Here is a 25,605-nt window from a genome sequence, read left to right as displayed (position 1 = left end):
TGGGCGCAGGGCGTCAGTCGCCGTGCCGCCGCGGGTCCAGGCGGGAGTGCAGCTGGTAGCGGTCGGCACGGTAGGTGGACAGTGCCAGTTCAACGCACTGTCCCTTCGTGAAGCTGCGGCGCTGCATCACCAGCACCGGGCTTCCAGCAGGCAGGCCAAGGAGCCGGGAGTCGGCCGAGTCGCAGATCCCGGCCTCGATGGTCTGTTCCCCGGAATCCAACAGGATGTCGAACTCGTTTTCCAGCACTTCGTACAGGGAGCGCTCGGCGAGGTCGAAGTCCTCCAGACCCGGGACCATGGCGGCGGGGATGTTGGAGCGTTCCACGGCCATGGGTTCGTCATCAGCGGTGCGCATGCGCTCGATGTGGTGCACCAGGGTGCCCGGCGCGATGTCCAGCATGCGCGCGGTGTGCCCGCTCGCCGGGATGACCTGGCGGATCAGCTCGCGTGCGCCCGGCTCGAAGCCCCGTGCGCGCATGTCCTCGCTGAAGGAGGCCAGCACCAGGGACATCTCGATCTTGGGCCGGGCGACGAAGGTCCCCTTGCCGGGGACCCGGTAGAGCCGCCCCTCGGCCACCAGCAGGTCGATGGTCTGCCGGACGGTCATCCGCGACAGCGAGTACGTCGCGCTGAGCTCCCGCTCGGAGGGGATCATGTCGTCCACGCCCAGACCCGCCGCGGTGATCCAGTCCAGGAGGAGATCACGGAGTTGGCTGTACTTCGGCAGCGGGTTGCTGGGGTCGATCGACATGGCGAGCGGCCTTCTCGGTAGGCGGGTGGGGTTGGCGTCAGAACCTTAGCGCGGGTGGCCGGACCGCGGAGCGGACTTGGGGCCACGATGGACTTGACTGGTATAGTCCGGACTAGACCATAGCTCCAGCCGCGTGTCAATCCACCCAACGACAGGCGGTTTGAACCGGTATCGCGGCAGGCCGAGGCCCCACCCGGTGCGGAGCGTCCAGCGCGGACCCCGGCCCAGGACCCGGACCGCCCGTCACATCAGGGGAAGGTTCCGCATGACCACCACCACGACGAGCGTGATGCGCTCCGAGATCGCCGAGCAGCCGGAGGCGCTGCGCCGTACCTTCGCGGAGCTGCTGCCGCTGCGCCCCGAGGTCGAGGCGCTGGGCCGCGCCACCAAGCACGTGCTGTTCATCGCGCGCGGCTCCTCCGACAACGCCGCCGTCTACGGCAGCTACCTCCTCCAGGCGCACGCGGGACGCCTCGCGACGCTCGGCTCACCCTCCATCGCCACCACCTACGGCGCCAGGATCGACCTGTCCGGCGTCCTGGCCGTGGCCATCTCCCAGTCCGGGAGGACCGAGGAGATCGTCGAGACGATGCGCTGGGCCGCGGACTGCGGCGCCCGCACCGTCGGCGTCACCAACGGCGCGGACTCCCCCCTGGCCGCGGAGGCCGACGTCGCCCTGGTCACGCGTGCCGGGAGCGAGGTCGCGGTACCCGCCACCAAGACCTACAACACCCAGTTGGCCGCCCTCGCGGTCCTCGCCCTGGGACTGGGCGCCGACCTGGACCCCGCGGACCTGTCGCGCGTGCCCGACGCCATCGAGGAGACCCTGGCGGCCCCCGCGGACGCCCTGGAGGAGATCGTCGAGCGGATGGTCGCCGTGCAGGGAGCGGTCATCTCCGGCCGGGGCATGGCCTTCTCCACGGCGCTGGAGGCCGCGCTGAAGCTCAAGGAGGCCTGCTACCTCCACGCGATGGGCCTCTCCTACGCCGACCTCCTGCACGGACCCATCGCCGTCGTCGACCCGCGGACCCCCGCGCTGCTCATCGCCGCCCCCACCGGCCCGACCCTCCAGGGCACGGTCGCCCTCGCCGAGCGCGTCAGCTCCGCCGGCGCACCCGTCTTCGGCTTCGGCGGCGGCGACGCCCTCGCCGCCGCGAGCGACCTGTCCGTGCCCGTCCCGGACGTCCCCGAGTGGGTGTCCCCGATGAACCTCATCGTGCCCGCGCAGCTGCTCACCGAGCGCCTCGCCCGGCGCCTGGGCTACAACCCGGACGTTCCGCGCGGCCTCAACAAGGTCACCCAGACCGGCTGACCGCCCCGGGGGCGAGGGGCGGCGCCGGAACCCCGGTGCCGTCCCGACACCCGCCATCCACAAGCACTGGTGTGTGGCGTGCGCCACCCCTAAGCTCACCTCAGATCCCGGGGACACACCCGTCCCCACGGCAGAGCACGGAGGACACATGGCGGACAAGGCAGCGGCGATCGTCGCCGGGCTGGGCGGTGCGGGCAACATCGAGGAGATCGAGGCCTGCATCACCCGGTTGCGCACCGAGGTCACCGACCCCTCCCTCGTGAACGAGATCGCCCTGAGGGCGTCCGGCGCCCACGGGGTCCTGATCTCGGGCAGCGTCGTCCAGGTCGTGGTCGGCCCCGAAGCCGACTCCCTCACCGACGACATCCGCGACATCCTGGATTAACTCTCCCCGTGAGGGAAGGGAACCCCCATGTCAGACGTGACCGGTGCGCTGCGCGTACTCTCTCCCGTGCCCGGAACCGCACTTCCCCTCGCCACGGTGCCCGACCCGGTGTTCTCCCAGGCCATGGTCGGCCCGGGAGTCGCCGTCCACCCCGAACCCGGGCAGGAGGGCGGGCAGGAGGGCCGGCAGGAGGCCGTGGCCCCCATCGCCGGGACCCTCGTGAAACTGCACCCCCACGCGTTCGTCGTGCTCTCGCCCGACCAGCGCCGGGGCGTGCTCGTCCACCTGGGGATCGACACGGTCCAGCTCGCGGGGGAGGGGTTCACGCTCCTCGCCGCCGAGGGCGACACGGTCGAGGCCGGTACACCGGTCATCCGCTGGTCGCCGGGGAGCGTCGCGGCCCACGGCAAACCCTCGGTGGTCCCGGTGGTCGCCCTGGACGCGCAGCCCGGCGCCCTCGGCGACGTCGCGGACGGCGGGGTCGACCTGGGGGACCTCCTCTTCACGTGGGAGTGAACACCCGGCGCGCGGGCGGGGCCGCCCGCGCGCCGGACTTCCCCGGACGCCCCCGGTGGAGCCTCGGCTCCGCCGGTCCCGGAAAGGGGTAGTCTCCGGCGGCGAACCCCCATGAGCCGCCGGAGATGAAACCCGCCATGAAACTGCCCGTTCCGTACGCTCTGGCCCCGGCCTGCGTGGGACTAGCCCTGATCGCCACCGCGTGTTCCACAGAGGAGGTGGGTTCCTCGCCGGAGGACAGCGAACCCCAGCCGTCGGCCGAAGCAGAGCCCTTCGAACCCGTGCTCGCGCCGCAGCTTCTCGCCGAGATGGACCTGGACGACAAGATCGGGCAGCTCCTCGTCCTGACCGCACAGGGCACCTCGGCCGTCGACAACGCCCTCATGATCGAGACCTACCGCCCCGGCGGCATCATCTACTTCGACGCCAACCTCACCGACACCGAGCAGATCGCGACCATGTCGGCCGGGGTGCAGGACATCGCCGCCGAACAGGGCCAGGGCGTGCCGCTGTTCATCGGCATCGACCAGGAGCAGGGCCTCGTCGCCAGGCTTCCCGTCGGTACCCGCTTCCCCGACGCCATGGCGGTCGGTGCCACCGGCGACCCCGAACTGGCCACCCTGCGCGCGTCCACGACCGCCGCGGAACTGGCCGCCCTGGGCGTCAACCTCAACTACGCGCCCGACGCCGACGTCAACACCGACCCGAACAACCCGGTCATCGGTATCCGCTCGTTCGGCTCCGACCCCGACCTGGTCTCGGAGATGGCCGTCACCGAGGCGACCGCCTACTCCGAGAACGGCGTGGCCTCGGCGGTCAAGCACTTCCCCGGCCACGGCGACACCGACGTCGACAGCCACAGCGGCCTTCCCGTCATCGACCTGCCGCGCGACCAGTGGGAGGCCGAGCACCTGCCCCCGTTCCGGGCCGCCGTCGAGGCGGACGTGGACATGATCATGACCGCGCACGTGCTGATGCCCCAGCTGGACGGCGGGGACGACCCCGAACCGGCCACGCTCTCCCCGGCGCTCATCGACGGCATCCTCCGCGAGGAGCTGGGTTACGACGGCGTGGTCACCACCGACGCCCTCAACATGGAGGGCGTGCGCCAAAAGCACGACGACGGCGAGATCGCCGTCCGCGTCCTGGAGGCGGGCGTGGACCAGTTGCTCATGCCGCCGGACCCCGCCACCGCCGTCGCCGCGATCAGGACCGCCGTCGAGGAGGGCCGCCTCACCGAGGAGCGCATCGACGAGTCCGTGCTGCGGGTTCTCACGCTCAAGGAGAAGCGGGGCGTGCTGGAGGCCGAGCCCGTCGACCCGGCGGCCGCGGCCGCCGTCGTGGACGACCCCGCCCACGTCGAGGCAGCCCAGCGCGTGGCCGACGCCTCCGCCACCCTGCTGCGCAACGAGGACGACCTGCTGCCCCTCGCCGAGGGGACCGCCGTGAGCGTGCAGGGCGTGGGCTCCGAGGCGCTCTCCTCCGCGCTCACCGAGGCCGGACTCGACGTCGTGACCGGCGGCGCGGACGTCGCCGTCGTCGGCACCAACGGCGCACGCGGTTCCCAGGAGCAGCGGGGGCTGGTCGAGTCCGCCCGCGCCCAGGGCCTCCCCGTCGTCGTCGTCTCCCAGGGCGGCCCCTACGACCTGGAGGCCTTCCCGGAGGTGGAGGGCTTCCTCGCCGTCTACTCCGCCGTGGACGTGTCGGTGAACGCCGCCGCCCGTGTGATCGGGGGACAGGTGAAGCCGTCCGGCACCCTGCCCGTGGACATCCCCGGCGCCGGTGTCGACGCCGGTACCGGACTCACCCTCTGAAACAGCCCCGGGCCCTCGCGGCCGGGGAACGGCGGTGGTTGAACCGGGCGGGGAACGGGAAGAACCGTTCCCCGCCCGGTCCTTCGGGCGTCCGAGAGGCCGGACGGGGTCCCGGTACACGGACGGCCAAGGAGGCGATCGGATGGACAGCCGCACCAAGGGCACCCGACGGGGGGTCATCTCCGACTGGGGCGGCGTGCTCACCCCGCCCCTGGCCGAGGGGATCCAGGCCTGGCTGCGCGCCGACCGGATCGACATCGAGCACTACTACGAGGTCATGCGCCCCTACTTCGACGGCAGTCTCGCGGACGGCAACCCCGTGCACGCCCTGGAGCGGGGGGAGGTCGAGACCCGGGAGTTCGAGCGCGTCATCGCGGCGCTGCTGCGCTCCACCCACGGCGGACCGGTGGTGGCCGAGGGCCTCATCCACCGCATGTTCTCCAACTTCGACCCCGTGCACACCATGTACGAGGCGCTCCGCGGGGCCCGCGACGCCGGGGCCGTTACCGCCCTCCTGTCCAACTCCTGGGGCAACGGCTATCCGCGCGACCACTTCGAGTCGACCTTCGACGCGGTGGTGATCTCGGGCGAGGTGGGCATGCGCAAACCCGAGCACCGCATCTACCTGCACACCTGCGACCTCCTGGGGCTCCGGCCCGAGGACTGCGTGTTCATCGACGACCTCGAACACAACGTCCGCACCGCGGAGGAACTCGGCATGACCGGCATCCTGCACACCGACGTGGCCGCCACGCAGCGGGCGCTGGACCGGTTCCTGGCCCCGGAGGGCACGCCGCCCGAGGCCGACCGCCGGGGCCGGGCGGTGGCCTGACAGGAGCGCCGCCGACACGGGGCGGGGCGCGTCCACCTCCGGTTCCTTGGCAGACTCAAGGGGTTCCACCCGAGCCCAGGAGAGCAGCCGCGCCCATGTACGTCTTCCTGCCCAGCACGATGCCCGCCCTCACCGCACTGTTGGAGGAGGGGCGTCTGGAGGGCGCCCCCCTGACCGCGTTCGCGGCCGACCCCGGTCCGGACGGCGACGCCGAGGAGGCCGAGTACGAGGCCATGTACGCGGCGGCCGAGGAGTCCCTGGCCCTGCTCGCCGCCGACACCGGCGCGCCCCGCCGCCGGGTGGTGCTGGCCGCGAACATGCCCGACGCGGTGGTCGAGCGCCACGGGAGCGCGACCGGCGGAGTGGTCCGTGTGAGTGTCACCGCCGCCGTTCCCTACAAGAAGCTGGCCTCGGCGCACGTGGACGACGCGGCGGCGGAGCCCGATGTCGCCGCCGCGGCGGAGGATCCCGGATCCGGGGCCGCGGACGACCACGAACTCATGTGGTTCGCCGTCCAGGAGCTCCGACACCTCGTGGCAGGGGAGTGAGGAGAGGGCCCGGCGGGACGGGTCCGTCCCGCCGGGCCACTCCGGCACACCTCGGTGGCCGGCCCCCGCGGTCCACGGCACTCCGGGACCGCGGGCCCGGAGGCAGGAAAGTCCTCACCCGGGGCGTCATCCCTGCGGAGGCGCGAGGTAGCAGTAGGCCGGGACGGCCTCCGCGCCCTCCACGGTGTGCCGGACCTGGCCGGTGCGCACCCAGCCGAGGCGTTCGTAGAGGCGGATCGCGGCCCGGTCCTCGGCCATGACGTCGAGGACCAGGCGCAGTCCCGAGGCCCGCGCGAACTCCGTCGCCACCACGGTCAGTCTCTCCCCGACCGCCAGCCTCCGCGCCCCCGGCACGACGAACAACCGGGCCAGGACGGCGATCCGCTCCCCGGAGACCCCGAGTGCCTCGGCGCCCCTGCGCACGGCGTCCCCGCCGTCGGCGCGCCCCACACCGACGTGGCCGACGACCTCGCCGCCGCGCTCGGCCACCCAGGAGCGCAGGAGTCCCGGGGGCGTCAGCCAGGTCTCGGGGGCTGCCACGCCCTCCACCGGGTACCCGTCCGCGGCGTACACCTCGATGGCATCCGTTACGCGATTCGCCTCACCAAGGCGTAGAAGGCAGGTTTCCCAGGGAGGAGGCCACCCGCACCGCCCGTTTCCTGCACGAGGCGGGGACGCTCAAGAACCAGCGCCGTACGGGGTGGTGGATGGCGGGTGTCCGCGATTCCGAGTCCGTCGCCGAGCACTCCTGGCGCACCTCGCTGATCGCCTCGGTCCTCGCGTCGATGGAGGGCGCGGATCCTGCGAGGGCGGCGTTTGCGGAGTACGAAGCAAGGGAGACCGCTGAGGCCGCGTGCGCCAAGGACGCGGACAAGCTGGAGTGCCTGTCGCAGGGAATGGAGTACAGGGCCCGGGGCCACGGTTCGGCGCAGCGCTGGATCGACAATTCCAGGGCGAGGATCAAGACCAGGGGCGGGCGGGCACTCGCGGACGCGGCACTCACCGGAGAACCTGTGGATTGGCTGCGGGCCGCTATGGGTGAGGACCGTCGGTCCGGCTCCTGACGGGTACGGTCGCGACGGTCGGGCCGATCCGGCGCGTACGCGCCAGGCCGGGCCCGTGGCAAGTCCCGGTCCCCGCTCCTGCCCCGGGGCGGGTCCCCTCCGTGCGCGGGCGGCGGCCCGCCGCCGTCACGCGGGGGAGGGCGGCCGGGTTTCGGTCGGTCCTCCCGCTCTGACACCCTGACCGGGAGCGGATGTGGTTTTCGCACGGAAACGCCCATACGGCAAAATGGGCTCGTCCCTTCCATCCCCGAACGCCGAGGAGTCAGCCATCAGCCGCCTGGTGCTATGGAACATCGACCTCACCCTCCTCGACGCGGGCCAGGTGATGAGGGCGGCCTACGCCGAGGCCTTCGAGAAGGTCACGGGTGAGCCGCTGGTCTACCTGACCTCGTCGGCGGGCCGGACCGACTCGGAGATGTTCTTCGAGTTCTGCGCCCGCAACTACGTCGACGTCGAACCCGACACCGCCGTCCTGGGCGAGTTCCTCGCCGCCCTGGAGGAGTCCTTCGCCCACCGCGCCGACGAACTCCTCTCCCGGGGCCGCGTCATGCCGGGCGCGGCGGCGTCCCTGGCCGCCGTCGCCTCCCTCCCCGACACGGTCCAGACCGTCGTCAGCGGCAGCACCCGCGTGAACGCCACGGCGAAGCTGGTCGCGTTCGGGCTGGACCCCTACCTGAACCTGGCCATCGGCGGGTACGGGTCGGTCAACTACCCCAAGTCCAGCCTCATCCAGTCCATCCGTCTGCACGCCGCGGGAGACGGCGGCCGGGCCTACACCGAGGGGGAGACCGTGTTCATCACCGACTCGGCCCCGGACGTCCGCGCCGCGATGATCGGCGGGGCCACGCCCGTGGCCGTGCTCAACGGGTCGACCACGGAGGGGCAGCTGCGTGACGCCGGTGCCCGCATCGTGCTGCCCGACCTGACCGACCCGCGTGCCGTGATGACGGCGGTCCATCAGGCAACGGCTCCATGACGACATGTTCGTTCCGCGGTGGGGAAGGTGAAGCCCCGTGTATATCGGCACCGAATGTCGCAATCCAGTTCTAACAGGACGTAACTACCGTGTAACGGTGTTGGTCCTACCCTCGTGTCCGAAAAGCAGTAGCCTGGTCGGCAGGCGAGGCCGGAACAAAGAGGTCCCGTGCCTCGCTTCTGCAGTGCCTGTGCGTACAGGCCCCATCCCAACACCATGGTCGTGGGGTTCCTTGCGGCCCAAGGCCCTCACGCCGAATCACACACCCTGCACAGAAATTCACAGGTCACATGACCGGGTGTTCTCCCAGTGCTCGTGCGACGTTGCTCACAAAGGAGTGAGATAGCCATATGACCGGGCAATCCGACGTCATCCTCCAGAAGCTGCTCAGCGAGGCGGCCGCCAAGTGGTCCCCGGGGACGCGACTCAGCCCCGACCAGGCCGACGCGGTACGACGCTTCCTCCCCCTCTACTACCGCCACACGGACCCGGAGGAGATCGCCGGGCGTACCCCGGACCAGATCTGCGGTCCGGCCGGGGCCCACCGCTCCTTCGGCGCCGAGCGCACCCCGGGTCGGGCCAAGGTCCGCGTGTACACCCCCGCCGCCGACCGCGACGGGTGGGAGCAGCAGACCAGCGTCGTCGAGATCGTGACCGACAACGCCCCCTTCCTCGTCTCGTCCGTGACCATGGCGCTCAACGAGCTCGGAGCCGGCGCCCGGGTGATCATCCACCCGCAGATGACCGTCGGCCGCGACCTCGCCGGCCACCTGGTGCGGGTGGACCCGGAGATCGGCGGGGAGGGCCTGCTCCCCACCGACGAGTCCTGGATGCACATCGAGATCGACCGGCAGTCCGACCCCGAGCGGGTCAAGGAGATCACCGACCGCGTGGAGAGCGTCCTCAACGACGTCCGCTACGTGGACGAGGACGCCGCCAAGATGAGCAACCGGGCCATCCGGATCGCCGACGAGCTCGCCGCCTACCCCGACCGCCTCGCGGCCGGCGGAGTCGACCCGCGCGAGATCGGCGAGAGCGTCGACTTCCTGCGGTGGACGGCCAGCCGCCACTTCACCTTCATGGGCTACCGCGAGTACAGCCTCGTCACCGACGAGAACGGCGACGACTCCCTGCGCCCCGAGCCCGGTTCGGGCCTCGGCGTCCTGCGCATGGACTCGCCCGCCTCCACCAGCTTCGCCGCACTGCCCCCCGAGATCCGCGGCAAGGCCCGCGAGCCCTACATCCTGGTCCTGACCAAGGCCAACTCCCGAGCCACCGTCCACCGCCCCAAGTACCTCGACTACATCGGCGTCAAGAAGTTCGACGCCCAGGGCAACATCGTCGGCGAGCGCCGGTTCCTGGGGCTGTTCACCTCCCAGGCCAACACCACCAGCATCGCCCAGATCCCCATCCTGCGGCGCAAGCAGGCCGAGGTGCTGGCCCTGGCCGGGTTCGAGGCGGACAGCTACGACGGCACGGACCTCATCGAGCTCCTGGAGACCTTCCCCCGGGAGGAACTCCTCCAGATCCCCGTCAACGAGCTGTACAACATCGTCCGCGGGGTCCTGCGCCTGCGCGACCGCCGCGGCGCCAAGCTGTTCATGCGCCGCGACCCCTACGGCGGCCGCTACATGTCCTGCTTCGTGTACATGCCGCGCGACCAGTACAGCACCCGCGTGCGCCTCGACATCCAAAAGGTCCTCGCCGAGGCCTTCCAGGGCGCCACGATGGACCACAACGTGATGATCGGCGCCGCCCCGCTCGCCCGCCTGTACCTGGTGGCGCGCGCGCAGCACGGCCAGACCCTCGCCGACATCGACCAGGTCTCCCTTGAGGAGAAGGTCCGCACCGCGGCCCGGTCCTGGGACGTCGACTTCGACGACGCCCTCACCGGGTCCTTCGGCCCCGTCCGCGCCACCGCGTACAAGGATCGCTACGGCAGCGGCCTCACCGAGGCGTACAAGGTCGACAACAGCCCCGCCGCCGCCGCCGAGGACATCGGCGTGCTGGAGGAGCTGCTCGGCCGCACCGACCCCGACGAGCGGCACAGCGCGTTCTCGGCCAGCCTCTACCGCAGAGACGACGCGGGGCCCGGTTCCTGGCGGTTCCGGCTCTACCGGATCGGCGAGCCCATCTCGCTCTCGCGCGTCCTGCCCGTCCTGGAGGACCTCGGTGTCGAGGTCGTGGACGAGTGGCCCTCCGACATCACCGTCGAGGGCGTCGGCAAGGTGTGGATCTACGACTTCGGACTCGGCCCGATCCCCGAGTCCGACCTCGCGCCCGACCGCCTCAAGGCGCTGTTCGAGGAGGCCTTCGACGCCTCCTGGCGCGTTCTCGGGGAGTCCGACCGGTTCAACGCCCTGGTCGTGCGGGCGGGACTGGACTGGCGCCAGCTCACCGTGCTGCGCGCCTACGCCAAGTACCTGCGCCAGACCGGGGCGACGTTCACCCCCGACTACCTGGCCGACGTCCTCGTCGCCAACGTCGGCATCGCCAACCTGCTGGTCGAGCTGTTCGAGACCCGTTTCGACCCCGACCAGCCGGACGGTGGCCGCGACGAGCGCGCCGACGTGATCGTCCGCAAGGTCGAAAGCGAGCTGGAGGCCGTGGCCAGCCTGGACCACGACCGCATCCTGCGCTCGTTCCTGGCGGTCATCTGCGCCACCCTGCGCACCAACCACTACCAGGGACACCCCTACCTGGTGCTCAAGCTCAACCCGCAGCAGATCCCGGAGCTGCCCCACCCGCGGCCGCGGTTCGAGATGTTCGTGTACTCCCCGCGCGTGGAGGGCGTGCACCTGCGCTTCGGCTCGGTGGCACGCGGCGGCCTGCGCTGGTCGGACCGCTTCGAGGACTTCCGCACCGAGGTCCTCGGCCTGGTCAAGGCCCAGATGGTGAAGAACTCCGTGATCGTCCCCAGCGGCGCCAAGGGCGGGTTCGTCTGCAAGCGCCTGCCCGAGGGCGGCACGCGCGAACAGGTCATGGCCGAGGTCGTCGCCTGCTACAAGGACTTCATCAGCGGCCTGCTCGACATCACCGACAACCTCGTCGACGGCCGGGTGGTCCACCCCGAGCGCACCGTCCTCCACGACGGCGACGACTCCTACCTGGTGGTGGCCGCCGACAAGGGCACCGCGACCTTCTCCGACACGGCCAACGCCATCTCCACCGAGCGCGGCTTCTGGCTCGGCGACGCCTTCGCCTCGGGCGGTTCGGTCGGCTACGACCACAAGGCCATGGGTATCACCGCGCGCGGCGCCTGGGAGTCGGTCAGGTACCACTTCCGCGAGATGGGCGTGAACGTGCAGGAGGAGCCGTTCACCGCCGTCGGCGTCGGCGACATGTCCGGCGACGTGTTCGGCAACGGCATGCTCCTCAGCCCGCAGACCAGGCTGGTGGCCGCGTTCGACCACCGCCACGTCTTCCTCGACCCCGACCCCGACCCGCACACCTCCTGGGTGGAGCGCAAGCGGATGTTCGAGCTGCCCCGCAGCACCTGGGAGGACTACGACCCCGCACTGCTCTCCGAGGGCGGAGGCGTGCACCCCCGCAGCGCCAAGTCCGTGCCGATCACCCCGCAGGTGCGGGAGGTCCTGGGCATCGACGGGGACGTCACCTCGCTCACCCCGGACGAGCTCATCCGGCACATCCTCACCTCGCCGGTCGACCTGCTCTGGAACGGCGGGATCGGCACCTACGTCAAGGCCAGCACGCAGACGCACGCCGACGCGGGGGACAAGGCCAACGACCAGGTCCGCGTCGACGCCACCGAGCTGCGTGTCAAGGTGGTCGGTGAGGGCGGCAACCTGGGCCTGACCCAGCCCGCCCGCATCGAGTTCGCGCGGGAGGGCGGCCGGGTCAACACCGACTTCATCGACAACTCCGCCGGTGTGGACACCTCCGACCACGAGGTCAACATCAAGATCATGCTCGACCGCGAGGTGCGGGCGGGCAGCCTCGGCAAGGACGACCGCGACCAGCTCTTCATCGACATGACCGACGAGGTCGCCGACCTGGTCCTGGACAACAACTACGCACAGAACACGGTTTTGGGCGCCGCGCGCAAGCAGGACCAGCAGATGCTCCACGTCCACGGCCGCTACATGCGGCACCTGGAGCGGATGAAGGTCCTCAAGCGCAAGCAGGAGGACCTGCCGTCGGACAAGACGATCGCGGAGCGGCGCGCCGCGGGCAAGGGCCTGACCGGCCCGGAGTTCGCGACGCTGGTGTCCTACACCAAGATCAGCCTCAAGGACCAGGTCGGACTGTCCGACCTGGCCGAGGACCCCTACCTGGCCGACGTCCTGACCAACTACTTCCCCACACCGCTGCGGTCGGAGCGCTTCGCCGAGGGCGTGGCCTCGCACCCGCTGCGGCGGGAGATCATCGTCAACCAGGTCGTCAACCAGCTCGTGAACCGCTCCGGGGTGACGTTCGCGTTCCGCCTCAACGAGGAGCTGGGCTCCGGTGCCGCGGACATCGCCCGCGCGTTCCTGGTGGTCCAGGAGGTGTTGCAGCTGCGCGAGTTCTGGGACGTGATCGAGGAGCTGGACCACAAGATCTCGGTGGAGAACCAGCTCTCCCTCCTGCTGGAGACGCGCAAGCTGGCCGAGCGCTCCGCCCGGTGGCTGCTGCGCAACCGGACCTTCCCCTTCGACATTCGCAGTGAGATCGGCTTCTTCGCGGACGGTGTCGGCGAGGTACTGCCCCGCCTGGCCGAGATGCTCCGCGGACGCGACCGCGAGGCGTTCACCGAGCGGCGTGACCGCTACACGTCGATGGGGGTGCCCTCCGGCCTCGCCGAGCGGGTCGCCGCCCTGGTGCCGGCGTACTCCACCCTGGACCTGGTGGAGATCGCACACCGCACCGGGCGCCCGGTCGACAAGGTGGCCGAGCTGTACTTCGAGCTGGCCGACCGCCTCAACGTCAGCTGGTGGCGCGAGCGCATCATCGACCTGCCCCGCGACGACCGCTGGGGCACGATGGCGCGGTCCGCGCTGCGCGACGACCTGTACGCCGCGCACGCCGACCTCACCAGCCGGGTGCTGGAGAGCGGGGCGTCGGAGGAGACCGACGCGTTGATCGCCGCCTGGTTCGGGCAGAACCGCGAGTCGGTCGAACGGGCCGGGATCACCCTCTCGGAGATCCAGGAGAACGAGCGGTTCGACCTGGCCACACTTTCGGTGGCCCTGCGTTCCTTCCGGTCCCTGGTCGACTGACCGTGCCGGTCCGGGGCTTCGCGCGACGCCGCGCGGAGCCCCGCCGCTTTGCGGGGTCCTACACTGGGGACCGTGGCAGACATGGACCCAGCAGAGAAGATCAAAGAACTCGCGGCGACGTTGGCGAGCGTCTCCGCAGTGTTGGACCTGGAGGCGATGGGCACCCAGATCGCCGAGCTGCGCGAGCAGTCCGCGGACCCCGAGCTGTGGGCCGACCAGGACAACGCGCAGAAGGTGACGCGCCGGCTCTCCAGCCTGGAGTCCACGGTCAACAAGCTCAAGGGCATCAACCGGCGGCTCGACGACCTCAGCGTGCTCTTCGAGCTGGCCGAGGGCGAGGACGACGCGGACACCCGGGACGAGGCCGACCGCGAACTCGAACAGCTGCGCAAGGAGATCGGCGAGCTGGAGGTGCGGACCCTGCTCAACGGCCCGCACGACGAGAGCGAGGCCATCGTCACCATCAACTCCCAGGCGGGCGGGGTCGACGCCGCCGACTGGGCGCAGATGCTCCAGCGCATGTACCTGCGCTGGGCCGAGCGGCACGGCTACCCGACGGAGGTCTACGAGACCTCCTACGCGGAGGAGGCCGGCATCAAGTCCACGTCCTTCGCGGTCAAGGCGCCCTTCGCCTACGGCACCCTGCGCGGCGAGCACGGCACGCACCGCCTGGTGCGCATCTCGCCGTTCGACAACCAGAACCGGCGCCAGACCTCCTTCGCGGGCGTCGACGTCGTGCCGATGGTCGAGAAGAGCGACCACATCGACATCGACGAGAAGACCGAGCTGCGGATCGACGTGTACCGCTCCAGCGGTCCGGGTGGCCAGGGCGTCAACACCACCGACTCGGCGGTGCGCATCACCCACCTGCCGACCGGGATCGTGGTGTCCTGCCAGAACGAGCGCTCGCAGCTGCAGAACAAGGCGACCGCGATGTCGATGCTCCAGTCCAAGCTCCTCGCGCGCAAGCGGCAGGAGGAGCAGGCGGCGCTGGACGAGATCCGCGGCGACTCGGTGAGCAGCTGGGGAACCCAGATGCGCAACTACGTGCTCCAGCCGTACCAGAGCGTCAAGGACGTGCGGACCGGCAAGGAGACCGGCAACACGTCGGCGGTCCTCGACGGTGAGATCGACGATTTCATCGACGCCGAGATCCGGTGGATGCGCAGTCGCGAACGCCAGGACGGCTAGGCCGTGTTCCGCGGATCATTCCGGGCTCGCAACCGCCAGGCTGCCTCTCGCTGCGCCGACCACGCTTGGACAGCCAGACCCGGGCTGACCTGCGCTACTCGTCTTGCGAGAGATTGCCTGGAGGCCGCTCGCGGCGATCGGCGCAAGCGCCGAATCAACCGAAAGCATCCACGGAACAAGCCATGGGGGCCGCCCCGGTGCCGGGGCCGGGGTGCCCGCCCTACGGGTGAAGACACGCGCGGTCGTCAAACGAGTACTGCGGGTGAGTCACACGGGGCGGGCGGGGGCCTCGTAGCCCAATGGTGATGAGTACGACTCCGCAGTTTTACCGAAGTTGCTATATGTGAACGTTATCATCGGTTGACACCTCCGATATGCTCATGGCTGTTGTCCGATAGTGCACTGATGTTGCGGGTGAGACACGACCTGGACAATCCGGGCCGTTCCCCCCTCTACACTGTCGGTTGGCCATGTGGCCGGTACGATCCCGAGCGGAGTATCCTCCGCCAGGTCGCCCATACCTTCGAGAGCCTTGTGATGCGCCTGTGATCCACTTCGAGAACGTCACCAAGCAGTACCCGACCCAGAAGCGCCCCGCGCTCGACGGTGTTTCCATCGACGTGGACAAGGGCGAGTTCGTCTTCCTGGTGGGCCCGTCCGGCTCCGGAAAGTCGACCTTTCTCCGCTTGGTGCTCAAGGAGGAGAAACCCGACAAGGGGCGCGTCCACGTCGCCGGCAAGGACCTCGCGCGGCTTTCCAACTGGAAGGTCCCGCACCTGCGCCGCCGTATCGGATGCGTGTTCCAGGACTTCCGCCTCCTGCCGAACAAGAACGTCTTCGAGAACGTCGCCTTCGCCCTGGAGGTCATCGGCAAGCCCCGGCGGTTCATCCGCAAGGTCGTCCCCGAGGTCGTCGAACTCGTCGGACTGGAGGGCAAGGCCGGGCGGATGCCCAACGAGCTCTCCGGTGGTGAGCAGCAGCGCGTCGCCATCGCCCGCGCCTTCGTCAACCGCCCGCAGATCCTGCTGGCCGACGAGCCCACCGGAAACATCGACCCCGCGACCTCCATCGGCATCATGAAGGTGCTGGACCGAATCAACCGCACGGGCACCACCGTCGTCATGGCGACACACGACGCCGCCATCGTCGACTCGATGCGCAAGCGCGTGATCGAGCTTGAAGAGGGCCTGGTAGTGCGCGACCAGACGCGCGGCGTCTACGGCCAGGCGTACTGACCTCCTTGCTGCGAGGACCGGCGCGGCAAAGCCCCGAAGGATGGACCTTTAACAGATCATGCGAGCACAATTCGTTCTCTCCGAGACGTGGATCGGCCTTCGTCGAAACCTGACGATGACCATCGCCGTCATCACGACGGTGGCCATCTCCCTCAGCCTGTTCGGTGCCGGTCTGCTGGTCAACCAGCAGGTCTCCGAGATGCGCACCTACTGGGACGAGCGGATCACGCTGACCGTCTACATGTGCACCGACATCTCGCCGACCAGCGTCTGCGAGGAGAACGGCGCGGCGACGGAGGAGGACCGCGCCGAACTGGCCTCCAACCTGGACAGCATGAGCGAGGTCGAGGGGTACGAGTACCTGACCCCGGCGCAGGCCTGGCAGGACTTCCAGGACCGGCTCGGCGCCTCCAACGAGGCCCTCGCCGGTGCCGCCCAGGAGGGCGACATCCCGGACAACTACCGGGTGCAGCTCACCGACCCGTCGCACTACGACACGGTGCGCGACGCGGTCCAGGGCTCCCCGGGCGTTGACAGCGTCTCCAACGACAGGGGCCTGCTGGAGCAGTTCTTCGGCCTGTTGGACGTCCTCAAGTGGGCCGCCCTGGTGGTCGCCCTCGTGCAGCTGGCCGCGGCCGCGCTGCTGATCGGCAACACGATCAGGCTCTCCGCCTACAGCCGCCGCCGGGAGACCGGCATCATGCGGCTGGTCGGTGCGTCCAACTTCTACATCCAGCTGCCGTTCCTCCTCGAAGGCGCGATCGCCGGTTTCGCCGGCGGTCTGATCGCCTCCGGGTTCATCGTGGCCACCCGGTACACGCTGCTCACCCGGATCGAGGAATGGTTCCAGTTCGACGTCGCCCTCGGTACGGGTGCGCTGATGTACGTCATCGGTGTGTCGATGATCCTCGGTGTGCTGCTGTGCGCCGTGACCTCGTTCCTCACCCTGCGCCGCTACCTGAAGGTCTGACGCGGCCGCCACGGGGCGGAAAGACCACAACCGGGGGGCCTCGTGCCCCCCGGACGTATGAAGGGACAGACCTGTGGCACGGGAAACCGGGCACAAGCTCATCGCGCAGAACAAGCGAGCCCGGCACGACTACCACATCGACGAGACCTACGAGGCGGGTCTCGTGCTGACCGGCACCGAGGTCAAGTCGCTCAGGCAGGGCCGGGCCTCCCTCGTCGACGGGTTCGCCCACATCAACGACGGCGAGGTGTGGCTGGAGAACGTGCACATCCCGGAGTACTCGCAAGGAACCTGGACCAACCACGCGGCGCGCCGATCGCGTAAGCTACTCCTGCACCGCGAGCAGATCTCCCGACTCATCGGGAAGACCCGGGAGCCCGGTCACACGCTGGTACCGCTTTCCCTGTACTTCAGCGACGGCCGGGCCAAGGTCGAGATCGCTCTGGCCCGCGGTAAGCGTGAGTACGACAAGCGCCACGACATCGCCGAGCGTGAGGCGAAGCGGGACATGGAACGCGCGCTCCGCCGCCGTAATCGATGAGGCGTCCGAAAGGAACACACACGGTGTCCCCCCGTCCCCTTGGCCGGTTCACGGCCGTCGGAAGCGCACTGATCCTCGCCGCCACTCTGGCCGCATGCACACCGAACCCCAGTCCGGAGGTGGCGGTCAGGTCCTTCCTGCTCGCCTGGCAGGACGGGGACCACGAGGGGGCCGCGTCGTACACCGACGGGGACCCCGAAGAGGTGGCGGGTGCGCTCACGGACATGCGTGAACAGCTCGACCTGGCGTCCCTGCGCTTCGGCCTGGGGCACATCACCCGTGACGGCGAGGCGGCCGACGCGGAGTTCGAGGTGCACGCGGACCTCGGTATCGGCGACCCGACCTGGAACTACACCGGCCGCATGCCCCTGGTGTGGGGCCCGGACGGCTGGAAGATCAGCTGGTCGCCGAGCGTCCTGCACCCCGACCTCAGCGAGAACGAGCGCCTGGCGGTCAGCTACGAGAGCCAGGAACGCGGACAGATCCTCGACCGCGAGGGCGAGCCGCTGGTCTCCGCCGACAGCGTGACCGCGTTCGGTGTGCTCCCCGCGGACATGGAGGACAAGGAGGCCGGGGTGACCCAGCTCGCCGAACTCCTCGGCGAGGAACCCGGCCCCCTTCTCAACCGGGTGCGCTCCGCCCCGCCCGAGCAGTTCCAGCCGCTCGTGCTGATGCGCGGCTCCAGCGTGGACGCCACCCTGCTGGGCGAGGCCGGAAAGATCGCCGGCGTCGACACGCAGGAGGTGGAGATCAACCTGACGCCCTCGATGGCGCCGTTCCTCCTGGGCGAGGTCGCCGGCACGTCCGAGCACCGGGTGTCCTCCCGCGTGCCCGGCCCCTACCAGGCGGGCGACACCATCGGCCTGAGCGGCCTCCAGAACATCTTCCAGCACGAGCTGGCGGGCTCGGGTACCACCCAGGTCGTCTCCCTGGACGACGGCGGGGAGGTCACCGACGTCCTCGACTCGTGGGCGGGGGAGCTCAGCGGCGTCATCGACACCACCCTGGACGCGGGTGTGCAGCGCGCCGCCGAGACGGCGCTGGAGACCCTGCCGGCCAACGGTTACATGGTGGCGGTGGACGCTGCCAGCGGCGAGGTCCTGGCCGCCGCCAACGCCTCGGGCAACACCACCGACGACGCGGCTCTCACCGGCTCCTACGAGCCCGGCGGAACCTTCACCCTCGTGTCGGCCCTCGCGGCACTGGAGTCCGGTGCCACCACGCCCGACGGGGTCGTGCCGTGCGGCTTCTCCGCCGAGGTCGGCGACCGGACCTACGTCAACCCCAGCAGCGGGTTCCTGGCCGGTGAGCCGGACCTGGCCCGCAACCTGGCCTTCATCTGCAACGTCGGGTTCGTCGGACTCGGATCCGACGTGGGGGCGGACGCCCTGGCCGAGACCTCCCAGAAGCTGGGCATCGGAGCCGAGTGGCAGCTGCCCCTCCCGGCATCCTCCGGTGCCGTCTCCATCGGCGACGCGGACGAGGACATCGCCTCGGCCATGATCGGTGAGCACGGTGTCCGGGTGAACCCGCTGACCATGGCCCTCGCGGCCGGCGCCGTCGCGGACGGCACCTGGCACGCACCCACCCTGGTCCGCCAGGAGGGGCCGTCCCCGGCCGGGGACGGGCCGTTGGACGAAGCCCACCTGGAGGTGGTGCGCACGGGGATGCGGGACGCCGTCACCAACCGGATGCCCGAGCTGCTCGCCCACGGGGGAGAGGTGTACGGGCAGGCCGCCCGCACGGAGCAGGACGGCACCGCGCTGCACTGGTTCGTGGGGTACAGGGACGGGGTCGCCTTTGCGGTCCTGGCCGAGGTGGACCCGAGCCAGACCCAGTGGTCGCAGTACGCGGTGGACGCCACGAACACCTTCCTGGCCTCGATGGCCTCCGGTGCCGCCCCCGAGGGGGAGGCACCGCCGAACGAGGCCGACCTCACCGGCAGCGAGGAGGAGGTCGGCTGGTAGCGGTCGCCTGAGCCGCGGCTCCGCGGAGCCGCGGCCGGCCGGCGCTTCGACCGCCCGCGCAGAAGACGGCCTCCCGGGCAACCCTCCGGGGGGCCGTTCGCGTCTTCCCCGGTAACTGGGACCGCGTCAGGGGTAGCGGACCAGTGCGAAGGGCAGGACCTCGTCTCGGGGGAGATCCTGCCGGTTCCCACAAGGTCGGCCCGACCCTGCCGACCGGCCTCCGTGAGCTGCGTCGACCACCTCTTGCGTCCGCGCTCACGGGGGTTTCTCCCCGTCCGGGAGGATTCCTCTCCCCAGACGGGAATCAGCTTGGCCCCCGCGTGGTTCTACGGGTAGAGTGGCGCACGCGTGGGTGTTCGTCGCTCACATGTCGGCCGACCGTCTGACGGACGGCTTTGACAATTTCACAGGGGGTGATCGGTTTCGACTTCGGTAGTCGTTCCAGGGGAAGCGGGTCGAGGGTTGCGTTTGTGACCTCGTTAATCCTGCATTCGCATAAACACAAGTGCCAATTCTAAGCGCACTGAGTTCGCTCTCGCTGCCTAAGCGATAGCGTCTCTGTCGACCTGAGCATGTCATCGGCCCAGGACTCGGCATCAACAAGATGACTCACCGCTCGGATCAGGCCACGGGGCCCGAGTGGGAAATTTTCGTGGCTGGGCCTGTCAGCGATGTGTCTGTGCAAGCGCTGAGGCCGAGCAGAACGACAGCGCAGACTGCACCCGGAGAAGCCCTGGCTCGGTGCTGAAGGACGCGGGTTCGATTCCCGCCACCTCCACGAGATTTCTGGACGACCCTGCTCGCGCGTGATCGCGCTCGCAGGGTCGTCCTTCGTCTTTTTCGGGCCCCGGTCCCGCCGTTGTCGGCGGGGCCGGGGCCTTTCGCGTGTCCGGGGCGCCGGTCCGGCTTTCCGGGAATGGTCGGGCGCCGGTCCGGATTCGCGAGGACGCCATGGGCCGCCGTGCGGCGGTTCCGGGTATCCGCTTCCTCCACCGCGGCCCCGGTCGTCTCGGTGGCGGGTCCTCTGTTGTCGGTTGCGCCAGCTAGGTTGTATTCCTGACTAGATGGCTTTACTGTCTAGGTAGGGCAGTTGAGCCACCGCGGGTGGCGGAGGCGGGGAGTCCGCCGGTCCGACACGACGGGCTCGGGCGGCCCCGACAGAGGGGGAACACGCATGGATCGCCGGGCGAGCTGGCTCAAGGGGGTGCTCGACCTCCTGGTCCTCGCCAATCTGACCGGGGGCGAGAGCTACGGATACGAGATCTCCAGGCGACTGGACGAGCGCGGGTTCGGAAAGATCCGCGGCGGCACGCTCTACCCGGTGCTCAACCGGCTGGAGGAGGCCGGATTGGTGGCCGCGGAGTACCGCGCAGCGGAGAAGGGGCCCGGCCGCCGCTACTACGTACTGACCGATGACGGACGCGCCTTCCTTCGGGAACAGGGCGCGGCGTGGATGGAGTTCGACGCCTCGGTGCGTTCGGTGCTCACGGACGGAGAGACCAGATGAGCGACTACTTCAGCGACCTCGCCGCCGAACTGCGCGAGCGCGGTGTGGACGGCGAGCGCTCGCGGGCGCTGCTGGACGATCTGGCCGCTCACACGGCCGAGAGCGGCGCTGCACCTGAGGACGAGTTCGGCACGGCGGGGGAGTTCGCCACAGCGCTGACCTGCCTCCCCGGCGAGGACGAGGCCCCGGGGGCCGGCCCGGTGCAGGAGGAGGAGAGCCTGGTGTGGACCGCCGACGCCTTCGAGGGGCCCGCCAGACTCGACGAGATGGGCGCGCAGGGCTGGGAGGTGGAGCGGGTGGACCGGCTCGGCCGCTTCGTCAGCCGCAGGTCCGTGGACCGGCCCCAGACCTGGGAGTACCGCCAGGAGGTCAGCGCCGGGCGCGCGGACCACGCGCTCCTCGCCGAGCGGCTGGCACCAGGAGGCTGGGAGCCCTGCGGGCGCTGGTCGGTCCTCGTCTACTTCAAACGCCCCGGCTCCGCCACGGCCGGCCCCGCCGCGGAGCTGGACGCCCCGCCCGAGCCCGGTCGGCGCCGTTACTTCTTCGGCTGGAAGGGGGTGCTCGCCATCGGCGCCTCCCTCGTGGTCGCGCTCGTCGCAGGCGGATGGTCGATCCTGAACCTGGTCTCGGGCGTGGTCGACACGGACGGCCCCGCCGATCTGGCCGGGTTCCTCGTCGGCGCCGTGATGGGGGCGCTCCTCGTCCTCCTCCCGATCTGGGGTGCCGTACGCCTGGCCGCGTCACGGCGGAACCGCTCGGGCGGATGACGTTCCTCCGGTGCCCTGGGAGCCGTGTCCGTGGGGTTCCCGGCTCCCTTCCGCGGGTGCGGCGGAAGAAGTAGCCTCGGGATCCCCTGTCCGCGCCTCGGCGGGCACGCGGAGCGCCTTCGACACGAGAGTTCTGCTGATGCCGAACAAGACAGCCGCCTCCCTCCAAGCGAACCGTTCGTCCCTGGGCCACAAGGTCCGCTACGCGTTGCGCAACCCTGGCAGGGTGGTGCCCTACGTGCGCCGTTCCGTCCGGGACTGGAAGCTGCGGATGACCCACCGGGACCACGTGGACTACTACCGGGCGGTGATGGCCTCCGACGCCGCCAGGGACCCCAAGGCGGCCGTGGGAAGCCAGAGCGAGGAGCGCTGGCTGGCGCTCGGCCGGATGCAGTTCGACTACCTGGTCGAGCACGGCCTCAGGCCCGAACACCGGATGCTGGACATCGGCTGCGGCAACCTGAGGGCCGGGTGGCGGCTGATCGACTACCTGGACGAGGGCGGCTACTACGGGATCGACATCTCCCCGGACATCCTCATCGCCGCCAAGGGCGTCCTCGCGGAGCGGGGGCTGCAGTCCAAGCTGCCGCACCTGACGATCACGCGGGACCTGACGTTCTCGTTCCTGCCCGAGAACCGTTTCGACGTGGTGCACGCCCACAGCGTGTTCTCCCACTCGCCGATCGAGGTGATCGACGAGGCCCTGGCGAACGTGGAGCGGATCCTGGCCCCGGGCGGGTTCTTCGACTTCACCTTCGACCGCACGGAGGGTGAGGAGCACCAGGTGCTGCGGGAGGACTTCTACTACCGGACCGGAACGCTGGTCGCCCTGGCGGAGAAGCACGGGCTCGACGCGCGCTTCATGGACGACTGGGAGGAGAGACCGCACGGCCAGTCCAAGATCCGCGTCACCGCCCGCACCCCCCGGTAGGGGGCGGGGTTGACGGCCGGAGGGCGAGCGGGGACGGCGCGGTCGCCCGGCGGACATTGCGAATCTACGACGTAAAGGCCGGAGTGGGTGCTCCGCCCCTTCGCACTTCGGTCGCGCCTGTGCGGAAGAGCCCCTTCCGCGACCCACCGGGCCGGACCACCCCGGCCGAGACCCTCAACGACTTCCCTGTCGCAACGACGACTCGACCCCAAGCGCCCACACTCGCGACAGGTACGGAATCACGGCGGGAGGGGGCGCCTCGCGACGAGGTGTCGGGCGGACCGGAACACGGACGGGGGCGGTGCCGCGGGCACCGCCCCCGCCCGGCGCGGAGGTCCTGGCTCACTCCTCGGTCGCCCCCACCAGCCAGGCGACCTTGTGGGCCGTGACGCCGAGGCTCCCGCTGCTGCCCAGGTACACCCCGAACGAGGCGATGAACGCGTAGTCGTGCTCACGGCGTTCACAGATCACGTCCTCGACAACGCACGGGGACGCGGGGTTGCTCACCCTCAGACAGGGCGAGCTGCCGTCGACCACGTCCGCCCTGACGGCGTAACGGGACAGTTCACCGGCGAGTTTGCCGAGGTGTCCGTGCTCCTCAGAGGGCGCCGGGGTCGGCTGCTCGTCCTCCGTCTGTCTCGACTGGGCCATGGCGCAGTTCCTTTCGTGTCGAGCGTGGGTGCTCTCCTCGGTGCCCTGAAGCCATTGTTACTCAGGGTTATATTGCCGTTTCGTACCCGGGATACGACACGCCGTTACGACACCCAGGCGCCCTGGTACATCACGTCGTCCACCGTGAGTGCCCCGCCCATCACGACGAGGTCGGCGTGGCCTCCGACCTCGATCCGCCCCACTCCGGCCAGGCCCAGCGCCGCCGCGGGAACCGAGGACGCGGACCGTACCGCCTCGGGCACGCCGACACCCAGGCCCCCGACCGCGTTGCGCACCGCCTGGGGCAGCACGATCGTGCTGGAGGCGATGGCCCCGTTCTCCACCAGCCGCGCCTCTCCGCCGCTCACCCGCACCCGCAGGTTCCCCAGCGTGTACTCGCCGTCGCCCAGCCCGGTCGCCGACATCGCGTCCGTCACCAGGGACACGCGGTCCGCGCCCGCGGACGAGAACACCAGCGCTGCCGCCCCCGGGTGGACGTGCACGTTGTCCAGGATCAGCTCGACCGTCACCCGGCTGTCGTTCAGTGCGGCCGCGATCGGTCCCGGGTCGCGGTGGTTGAGCGGCCGCATGGCGTTGTACAGGTGGGTGGCCACCGTCGCCCCCGCGTCGAACGCGGCCAGGGTCCGCTCGTAGTCGGCCTCGGTGTGGCCCACGGCCGCCACCACCCCCGAGGAGACCGCGGCGCCGATGAGGTCCAGGGCTCCGGGCAGTTCGGGTGCCACCGTGACCATCCGCACGTGGCCCCGGCCGGCCTCCAGCCAGCGGTCGAACTCGGCCGTGTCCGGGTCGCGCAGCAGCTCCGGGTCGTGCGCCCCGCACTTCGAGCGCGCGATGAACGGTCCCTCCAGGTAGATCCCGGAGAGCTCGCCCGCGTCGCACAGCTCGGCCAGCGCCGCCACCTGGCGGACGGTGTCGTCGGGGGTGGCCGCCACCAGGCCCCCCACCAGGGAGGTCACCCCGTGGCGGCGGTTGAAGGCGATGGTCGCGAGGGCGCCCTCCGGGTCGGCGTCGGGGAAGGCGTGTCCGGCGCCGCCGTGGACGTGGGTGTCGACCAGCCCCGGGACGACCCAGGAGCCGCCGAGGTCGCGGATCTCCCCGGGTGCGGCTCCGGCAGGGGAGGGGGTGTCCGAGCCGAGCGCGGCCACGCGGCCGTTCTCGACACGCAGCCAGCCGTCGTGGACCCCGTCGGGGGTCACGACGCGCGCGTTGGTGAGAGTGACGGGGGTGTGGGCCATGTTCTAGCTCTCTCTGCGTCTGCGGCGCCCGGTGAACGGGTGGGCGGAGGGTGTGTGTCGCAAATTACATCGGCGTGAAAGTCCTACGGGGGAGGGGGTGCACGCGTCCCCGTCGCACCCCGTATCCCCTGCGGAGCTGGGCCATTCCGCACTCTGGGACGGCTGTCCGAGGGCTGGACGGTGCGGGGTCGGGCGGCACCGACCCGACGCGGTGGGTCGGCACGCATTGACGATAGCGGCCGACGCGCCTCATGATGGAGGCATGTCCGCCGGTGAGCTGCTTGTCCAGCGCCTGCATGTCGATCTGAGACAGCAGGCGAGCGCGCTCTGTCGTAGCTAGTGCCTTGCGGGGCCGTAGCCCCGCGCCACGGGTGTACCCCGTGACCGTGCCCTACCGCAGACACCGGACGCTCATCACTCCCAGTTCTGGGCCCGGGTCGTACCCCGGCCCGCGGAGCTTCCCTGCCAGGCCCGACACACCGAGTTCCGGACGACGAGGTCCACTCCCCGTGTCGGTAAGAGGAACGACGTCCTCTCCGGTGTCAGCACCCCGATCGCCGCCCCCCGACGTTTCCTCCGGTCGATCCCGGCTCGCTCTGACCGAACCCAGGAGTTCCGCATGACCCGCTTCACCGTGCTCGTCGCCGCCCCCCAGTCCCGTTCCGCCGTCCGCGACGCCGCCCTGCGCGCCGCCTCGGAAGTCGCCTCCCGAGCGGGTGTCACCTCCACCCCCGACGTCATCGACCTCGCGGACCTGGGTCCCGCCCTGCTCTCCGAGACCTCCGAGGCCGTCGACGCCGCCCTGGACAAGGTGAGGGAGAGCGACGTCCTGCTCGTCGCCTCCCCGCAGGCGCACGGCACCTACACCGGCCTGCTGAAGGTCTTCCTCGACCGGCTCCCCGAACTGGGACTGGGTCACACCGTCGCGGTTCCGCTCGCCGTCGTGAACGACCTGCGCAACAGCCACGGCATCGAGGAGGACCTGCGTATCCTGCTCGCCGACCTGGGCGCCTGGGTGGCCGAGCCCGGCCTGATCCTCGCTGCCGACGAGACCGATCGGCCCGACAGCGTCGTCCGGGCCTGGGCGGACGTCGCCGCCCCGGGCCTGCGCCAGGCCGTGTCCGTGGCCGCCTGACCCGGTTCCCGTTTCCCGGCGGGCGGCGGCCCGCACC

At 70.4% G+C, this 25,605-nt stretch carries 22 protein-coding genes and 1 other RNA gene; 19 read left to right on the top strand and 4 right to left on the bottom strand.

The features are described from left to right. Positions 1 to 13: 13 nt before the first annotated feature. Positions 14 to 751 (bottom strand): GntR family transcriptional regulator, encoded by a 738-nt coding sequence (locus tag ACFWTE_RS21230; RefSeq protein WP_378781373.1) that lies wholly within the window; start codon positions 749 to 751, stop codon positions 14 to 16. A gap of 289 nt (positions 752 to 1,040) precedes the next feature. On the opposite strand from ACFWTE_RS21230, the gene ACFWTE_RS21225 reads away from it, so the two are divergent. From ACFWTE_RS21225 to ACFWTE_RS21200, 6 genes are all read left to right on the top strand, one after another. Beyond that, the gene (locus ACFWTE_RS21225) at positions 1,041 to 2,063 is read left to right on the top strand and encodes an SIS domain-containing protein (RefSeq protein WP_378781383.1); all 1,023 of its coding nucleotides are present in this window, start codon (positions 1,041 to 1,043) and stop codon (positions 2,061 to 2,063) included. Positions 2,064 to 2,136: 73 nt separating this feature from the next. Next, on the top strand, positions 2,137 to 2,448 hold the full coding sequence (locus tag ACFWTE_RS21220; protein WP_378781372.1) for a glucose PTS transporter subunit EIIB: 312 nt from the start codon (positions 2,137 to 2,139) through the stop codon (positions 2,446 to 2,448). A gap of 27 nt (positions 2,449 to 2,475) precedes the next feature. Continuing rightward, positions 2,476 to 2,964, top strand: a complete 489-nt coding sequence (locus ACFWTE_RS21215) for a PTS glucose transporter subunit IIA (protein WP_378781371.1) — start codon at positions 2,476 to 2,478, stop codon at positions 2,962 to 2,964. Between the two features lie 137 nt (positions 2,965 to 3,101). After that, positions 3,102 to 4,778: a glycoside hydrolase family 3 protein gene (locus tag ACFWTE_RS21210; protein WP_378781368.1), complete on the top strand. Its 1,677-nt coding sequence runs from the start codon at positions 3,102 to 3,104 to the stop codon at positions 4,776 to 4,778. A gap of 142 nt (positions 4,779 to 4,920) precedes the next feature. Further along, a complete protein-coding gene (locus ACFWTE_RS21205; RefSeq protein ID WP_378781367.1) occupies positions 4,921 to 5,610 on the top strand; it encodes an HAD family hydrolase in 690 nt (229 codons plus the stop codon). A 95-nt stretch (positions 5,611 to 5,705) separates the two neighbouring features. After that, complete coding sequence (locus ACFWTE_RS21200) at positions 5,706 to 6,158, top strand: DUF6912 family protein (RefSeq protein WP_378781366.1); 453 nt, start codon at positions 5,706 to 5,708, stop codon at positions 6,156 to 6,158. A 126-nt stretch (positions 6,159 to 6,284) separates the two neighbouring features. On the opposite strand, the gene ACFWTE_RS21195 is transcribed toward ACFWTE_RS21200, so the two are convergent. Further along, positions 6,285 to 6,698 carry a GNAT family N-acetyltransferase gene (locus tag ACFWTE_RS21195; RefSeq protein WP_378781364.1) on the bottom strand — a complete coding sequence of 138 codons (414 nt, stop codon included), beginning with the start codon at positions 6,696 to 6,698 and terminating at the stop codon, positions 6,285 to 6,287. Positions 6,699 to 6,817: 119 nt separating this feature from the next. Here ACFWTE_RS21195 and ACFWTE_RS21190 point away from each other — a divergent pair, with 119 nt between their 5' ends. From ACFWTE_RS21190 to ACFWTE_RS21135, 12 genes are all read left to right on the top strand, one after another. Next, entirely contained in the window at positions 6,818 to 7,222 is a 405-nt protein-coding gene (locus ACFWTE_RS21190; RefSeq protein WP_378781381.1) for an HD domain-containing protein, read from the top strand. Between the two features lie 226 nt (positions 7,223 to 7,448). After that, on the top strand, positions 7,449 to 8,198 hold the full coding sequence (locus tag ACFWTE_RS21185; RefSeq protein ID WP_378781363.1) for an HAD family hydrolase: 750 nt from the start codon (positions 7,449 to 7,451) through the stop codon (positions 8,196 to 8,198). A gap of 350 nt (positions 8,199 to 8,548) precedes the next feature. Continuing rightward, positions 8,549 to 13,417: an NAD-glutamate dehydrogenase gene (locus ACFWTE_RS21180; protein ID WP_378781362.1), complete on the top strand. Its 4,869-nt coding sequence runs from the start codon at positions 8,549 to 8,551 to the stop codon at positions 13,415 to 13,417. 72 nt (positions 13,418 to 13,489) lie between these two features. Then, positions 13,490 to 14,608 (top strand): peptide chain release factor 2, encoded by a 1,119-nt coding sequence (gene prfB / locus ACFWTE_RS21175; RefSeq protein WP_378781361.1) that lies wholly within the window; start codon positions 13,490 to 13,492, stop codon positions 14,606 to 14,608. A 545-nt stretch (positions 14,609 to 15,153) separates the two neighbouring features. After that, positions 15,154 to 15,843, top strand: a complete 690-nt coding sequence (gene ftsE / locus ACFWTE_RS21170) for a cell division ATP-binding protein FtsE (protein WP_267948329.1) — start codon at positions 15,154 to 15,156, stop codon at positions 15,841 to 15,843. Between the two features lie 58 nt (positions 15,844 to 15,901). After that, positions 15,902 to 16,813, top strand: a complete 912-nt coding sequence (ftsX, locus tag ACFWTE_RS21165; protein WP_378781359.1) for a permease-like cell division protein FtsX — start codon at positions 15,902 to 15,904, stop codon at positions 16,811 to 16,813. Positions 16,814 to 16,886: 73 nt separating this feature from the next. Next, a complete protein-coding gene (gene smpB / locus ACFWTE_RS21160) occupies positions 16,887 to 17,354 on the top strand; it encodes an SsrA-binding protein SmpB (protein ID WP_267948331.1) in 468 nt (155 codons plus the stop codon). Between the two features lie 23 nt (positions 17,355 to 17,377). Then, positions 17,378 to 19,321: a penicillin-binding transpeptidase domain-containing protein gene (locus ACFWTE_RS21155; protein WP_378781358.1), complete on the top strand. Its 1,944-nt coding sequence runs from the start codon at positions 17,378 to 17,380 to the stop codon at positions 19,319 to 19,321. Positions 19,322 to 19,730: 409 nt separating this feature from the next. Continuing rightward, positions 19,731 to 20,102, top strand: a transfer-messenger RNA (tmRNA) gene (ssrA, locus tag ACFWTE_RS21150). A gap of 393 nt (positions 20,103 to 20,495) precedes the next feature. Continuing rightward, positions 20,496 to 20,828 carry a PadR family transcriptional regulator gene (locus tag ACFWTE_RS21145; RefSeq protein WP_378781357.1) on the top strand — a complete coding sequence of 111 codons (333 nt, stop codon included), beginning with the start codon at positions 20,496 to 20,498 and terminating at the stop codon, positions 20,826 to 20,828. Next, a complete protein-coding gene (locus ACFWTE_RS21140) occupies positions 20,825 to 21,595 on the top strand; it encodes a DUF2812 domain-containing protein (RefSeq protein WP_378781356.1) in 771 nt (256 codons plus the stop codon). The genes ACFWTE_RS21145 and ACFWTE_RS21140 overlap by 4 nt, the downstream gene beginning before the upstream one ends. A 139-nt stretch (positions 21,596 to 21,734) precedes the next feature. Then, on the top strand, positions 21,735 to 22,526 hold the full coding sequence (locus ACFWTE_RS21135; RefSeq protein ID WP_378781355.1) for a class I SAM-dependent methyltransferase: 792 nt from the start codon (positions 21,735 to 21,737) through the stop codon (positions 22,524 to 22,526). A 342-nt stretch (positions 22,527 to 22,868) separates the two neighbouring features. Here the strand turns inward: ACFWTE_RS21135 and ACFWTE_RS21130 are convergent, their stop codons facing one another. Beyond that, a complete protein-coding gene (locus tag ACFWTE_RS21130) occupies positions 22,869 to 23,177 on the bottom strand; it encodes a hypothetical protein (RefSeq protein WP_378781354.1) in 309 nt (102 codons plus the stop codon). A gap of 104 nt (positions 23,178 to 23,281) precedes the next feature. After that, complete coding sequence (nagA, locus tag ACFWTE_RS21125) at positions 23,282 to 24,433, bottom strand: N-acetylglucosamine-6-phosphate deacetylase (protein ID WP_378781352.1); 1,152 nt, start codon at positions 24,431 to 24,433, stop codon at positions 23,282 to 23,284. 619 nt (positions 24,434 to 25,052) lie between these two features. Between nagA and ACFWTE_RS21120 the strand changes: the two genes are divergently transcribed. Continuing rightward, a complete protein-coding gene (locus ACFWTE_RS21120) occupies positions 25,053 to 25,568 on the top strand; it encodes an NADPH-dependent FMN reductase (protein WP_378781351.1) in 516 nt (171 codons plus the stop codon). Positions 25,569 to 25,605 lie beyond the last annotated feature (37 nt).

The sequence above is a fragment of the Nocardiopsis sp. NPDC058631 genome, assembly GCF_042716955.1.
Classification (GTDB): domain Bacteria; phylum Actinomycetota; class Actinomycetes; order Streptosporangiales; family Streptosporangiaceae; genus Nocardiopsis.
This window is presented reverse-complemented; position numbering and strand designations above follow the sequence as displayed.